This window comes from Salegentibacter sp., from assembly GCF_041642575.1.
Lineage (GTDB): Bacteria > Bacteroidota > Bacteroidia > Flavobacteriales > Flavobacteriaceae > Salegentibacter.
Map to the genome: position 1 here is coordinate 1 of NZ_JBEPWD010000128.1, position 4,611 is coordinate 4,611.

Here is a 4,611-nt window from a genome sequence, read left to right on the forward strand (position 1 = left end):
CAAATGATATGAAAGAAAATGTAGGTAAACTAGATCAGCTCATCCGCAGCATTGCAGGTCCCGCCTTAATTGGAGTAGGATACCTGGCGTTGGGTGGAAATAAAGGAAAAATTGAAGGTCTTGCCTCTATAGTGGTGGGAACCCTTCTTACAGAGAGTGCTATTACCAAAGTCTGCCCCGTGAATTATTTTTTCGGTATTGACTCTCGCAAACGTAAAAGTCCTGTCAAAAAGATCAGGGAAGCTCTCATCTAAGCCTGGTAAGTTGAAAATATATTATGGGCGATGAAAAGAATGTAGAAGACAAAGCGGAATCCATAAGGATACCGCTTTTTTCTTTCCATCAGTTATGTTCAGAATTACCTCCAAAGGAAAGCTCAAAACTCCTATGGAATCCTTCTTTTTAACTTTTAATATCAATTTCTTGTGACTTACCCACGGGTAAGCCATCCCCTTTTACTTGCGGTGGCAATAGCGTATGGAGTAATCCAGAATAAACCAAAGGTGTAGAGAATGCTGTAGGAATACGCCCAGAAGGATTCAGATAGATTATATCTTTTCGCATAGAACAAGACCGGGAAGCTCGACCAGATCAGGATGCTGAGTAAGGTTGAGCTTAAGAAAAGCACAGGATCCATGGAGATGAAGAAAAGCATCATCAAAATTGTTGGATAACTCATCACCAGTTTCAACACCTGGTTAAGGAACAGCAGTCGCGATCCTGTTTTGGAGCTTTCCCTGAAATCTGTGAATACATATTTTGCCATTGCAATATTCTCACGAACATTACTTCTCCCCCATCTGATAAACATTTTATAGAGTCCGGTGTATTTTTCAGGCACGTTGGTATAGGCGAATGCGTTTCTTTGAAACAGGACATGATACCCCTGCTTCAGGATCATATTGGTCATAGCACGATCCTCACCGATATCTGAAGCTTTCCCCATAAAAGTCTGGTTGATCCATTCATCAAGACAGCCAAATACCGCTTTTCTTCTGTAGGCAGCAAGAGCACCCGGGGTACAAAGCACCGATTCCAGACTACTTTCAGCAGAACGAACAAACTCGAAACTCAAAACGAAGCTTACATCCAGCATCTTAGGCAGCATAGCCTTTTTTCCGTTGTTGAGCACACGGATATTTCCTGCTACTGCTCCACATTTTTCGTTCACTACGAACGGACTTACCAGGTTGCGCAAGGTATCACTGGTAACCTCAGAATCACTGTCTACGGTTACAAAGACCTCTCCGGTTCCAATATGGAATCCGCGGTAAAGTGCGTGGCGCTTTCCTTTGTTTTCGGGCTGCTGGTAGATGCTCACACGGTCTCCCAGTTCTCGTTTAGCTTTCTGCATCCATTCCCAGGTATTATCCTTACTCCCATCGTCAATGGCCAGTAACTCCAATTTATGTGCGGGATAGTCACTCTTTGCTAGGCTCATAAGCGTAGCCCAAACCTGCTTTCCTTCATTATAGGCAGGTACGATAACGGTACAGGTAGGCAGATCTTCATTATTAACAGAACTAATTGGCTTATAACGCAGGTAGAGATACAGGTTATAAAAGAAGAAGCCGGCTCTGAATAGAAGTAAGGATCCTGTGATCGCCAGGACGGTCATTCCCCAGGTGGAATCCAGCCCATCGAGATTATACCGGGTGAAATCAGCTTGTAAGGCATAAACCAGGTAAGCGGCACCAAATAGCAATGCCAGGCTACTTGCTCTTACCATGATCCCCCTGAGATCTCGCGACTTGTTTTTCCCTTTGGAAAATTCATTAAAGGCAGATTCCTTTGTGGAATAATTTAATTGCTCTGAAGCTATGGTATTCGTTTTCATTGTTATTGTCTTGTTTTCGTTGTGGTCCTGATGGCTTTTTCTCTCCATCACTGCACCTGCCAGCCTTAGCAATCCACGTACCAACTAGCTAAAAGGCTCATCCTGAATAGTGAATTTTTATATTTCTCATAGGAGTTGGGGAGATTTTCTACGATTGTGACCGATTTTTCCCGGTTGGATGGTTTCCGTTCCCGGTTCTCTGTTCTCCGTTGTCTGTTTTCAGTTTTCGGTTATTTTCTTTTTGGAGTTTATTGTTTGTTGTTTTACCACTAAAATTCATGTTTAAGCCTAAATACAAAGTTTGAAAGCCCGGGAGGTAATTAGTTTAGCCTGAAATATTTTAGTAGTTTTAAAAAAGCTTTCCGCAGCTAATTAGGTTTCGGCTTTCAACGTGGTTTCAAAACATTTTTTATGAAGAAAATTACAGGCTTTATTATTTTTCTACTTATCAGTCAGTTTTCATTATCTCAGGAGAGCGTAATTCAGGAAAAGGATATTTCGGTTTTAAATCAAAAAATTGATTCCCTGAAAAAGGTATTTGCAACAGGCAATATTCCGCAGTTTAAATCTCTTCCACAAACCACCGGCGATTACTTTGACTTCAAGACCAGTTCCCCGGAAGTGTTTATTGCAGCTTTGAAGAAAGCTACTCCTCTTGACTCTTTGAAGAAAGACTTTCCGAATCTACAGGTAGACAAGGAGCTTCTGGTTATTAAAAACAATTATCAGTTAAATTCAGGAGATAAGAAACTTCAAATCAAATCTTTCGATATCAAAAACAGCAGAGGACATAAGATCAGCCTTGAATACACAGATTCCCTGGACCGGGGAAATTTGAAGTTTTATTATTCCTCTTATAGACCAAAGGGTGATAGTATAACAAGCATACGTGGGTTCTACCTTAAAGATAAGTTTACTCAACAGGAAATACCCGAAAAGTATTCCCGATGGGTCAATTATACCGATATTATGGTGCAACCCGAAGAGCAGATTTTCTATAATTCCAACACGATGCCCGGGTACAGCCTTAGAGACAAGAATATAGATTCCGTGGTCGATTATTATGCCAAGGTTACCAACAAGCCTGAGTTAGAAAAAGACGGGGATTGGAAGGCGCACCGTATGGAACTGGAGCAATGGGAAGAAAAACGAGGTGCTTATTCCGATAGTTTATTTAAAAATGATCCTGAGTTTAAAAGCCTACTTTCCCATGCCCTGGAATATGCTGAAGAAAATAAGAAATCTAACGGGGAGCTGGAGTTTTTCACGGCCCGGCATATTTCTAAGAAACAGGCCCTTAACTTGATGAGGAATAATCAACAGGTAGGCAGTTGCAGCTTTGACAACGGCCCGGTGAACCAACAGAAAAGAATGGCCAGCCTGGCAGCAGAAATACCCAATTGGAGCGTGTTTATTAAGTCATTTCTGAATGTGATGAATGACAATGTCTCCAGGGTAGCCAATAGCAATATAGCCTCGAATGCAAGAAGCACTTATATCGAGGAACTCCTCAAATTGGATCTAAATCTAAAAGATCTTCTGCTGGGATCGAGTATGCGGATTAGCGATAGCAAAAATGAGCATTATTTTTCAGATGGCGGCAAGATAGGAAAAGCCTTCGCTTCTTTAGATGACACCTATAAAGATCAATTTGAACAGAGCCTGGAAGAGTTGATCAAAGACGAGGAGTTAGATTCCTTTAATAAACTTCATTTTTATAACACTTTAAATAATTATCATTATTTCCTGGAAGAAGGCCCCAGGAAGGAGCGGGTGAAAGAGAATATTGAACATCTAGGTCAGGTATTACCATGGGAGATAAGATCCCGGATTGAAAACCCACATAAAGAACTAACGGATCTGTTAGGGGATGAAAAGGAGGCTCTTGAGTCTTTTGACATCCTGGATTCTTCGATTGGAAGTATATATTCCTACAGCTACGATGGTGATTGCTGGATGGCTACTATTAAGGATAAGGAGGAAGAAAATCTCCTTTACGATCTTACCATGCCTATGGAAGACGGTATAACTCCTTTAAGTAATTTCCTGGCAAAAAGGGAAGACTTAAAAAAACAGATAAAGAAACATCCTTTCATCAATGAAATAATGGAGGCCGAGACCGGGATTAAACTCTATCTTCTTTTTACCGAAGACCGATCCTTTTCCAAATATAACAAGCGTTCCCTGGAATCTATTCCTGTGAAATTAAGAGAAACATTAAATTTCGAAAATGCCATTTCCTTTTACTTTTCTTATCCAAATCGGAAGTCGGTTCGTTTTATCCTGTTTGAGAATAACCAATTATTGCTATTAAGACTTCCGAAAGGCTATGAACTTCCAGGCTATGATTTTGAAGCCCTGTTAAGCAGAACGGAAAAAGGCTTTCTTAGTCCCACTTATCACAGTTACAGGTTATTTGATGAGAATGGAGTAATGCTAAATTAGGATTCTATAAGTTCTCTTTTGGAGCCCATCCCAGATTTTATTAGATACCGGTGCTTTTAGGAAACACTTGGACGGTAAGATGTTTATACTTCCGGTTCCATAATTAAAAATTAAACGAATGTCCGTTCTGTACAATGCTGCAGAATCTAATCCACTTACTTTTAGATAGTTGATAAGTTTATAGTATCAACTGCTTTCCAAATTCATTTGTTAAGCAATATTCTAATTCCCTACACTTTTGCCCTCCCTGGCCTACTATAATTAGTACACAATACTATTTGTATAATTTATAAAACCAACCAATATGAAAACTTCAGCGCTTTCCAATT

3 protein-coding genes are annotated in these 4,611 nt (G+C 40.2%); 2 read left to right on the top strand and 1 reads right to left on the bottom strand.

The features are described 5' to 3' along the window. Nucleotides 1-254, top strand: a 254-nt coding sequence (locus ACESK1_RS12155; RefSeq protein WP_372920448.1) for a DUF2892 domain-containing protein, incomplete at its 5' end; no start/stop codon positions are given. A 176-nt stretch (nucleotides 255-430) separates the two neighbouring features. Here the strand turns inward: ACESK1_RS12155 and ACESK1_RS12160 are convergent. Beyond that, nucleotides 431-1,837, bottom strand: a complete 1,407-nt coding sequence (locus tag ACESK1_RS12160; protein ID WP_372920449.1) for a glycosyltransferase family 2 protein — start codon at nucleotides 1,835-1,837, stop codon at nucleotides 431-433. Between the two features lie 411 nt (nucleotides 1,838-2,248). On the opposite strand from ACESK1_RS12160, the gene ACESK1_RS12165 reads away from it, so the two are divergent. Then, entirely contained in the window at nucleotides 2,249-4,282 is a 2,034-nt protein-coding gene (locus tag ACESK1_RS12165) for a hypothetical protein (protein WP_372920450.1), read from the top strand. Nucleotides 4,283-4,611 lie beyond the last annotated feature (329 nt).

Coding starts and splice junctions, on each gene's coding strand:
- ACESK1_RS12165 (WP_372920450.1), top strand. CDS start 2,249: ATGAAGAAAATTACAGGCTTTATTATTTTTCTACTTATCAGTCAGTTT.
- ACESK1_RS12160 (WP_372920449.1), bottom strand. CDS start 1,837: ATGAAAACGAATACCATAGCTTCAGAGCAATTAAATTATTCCACAAAG.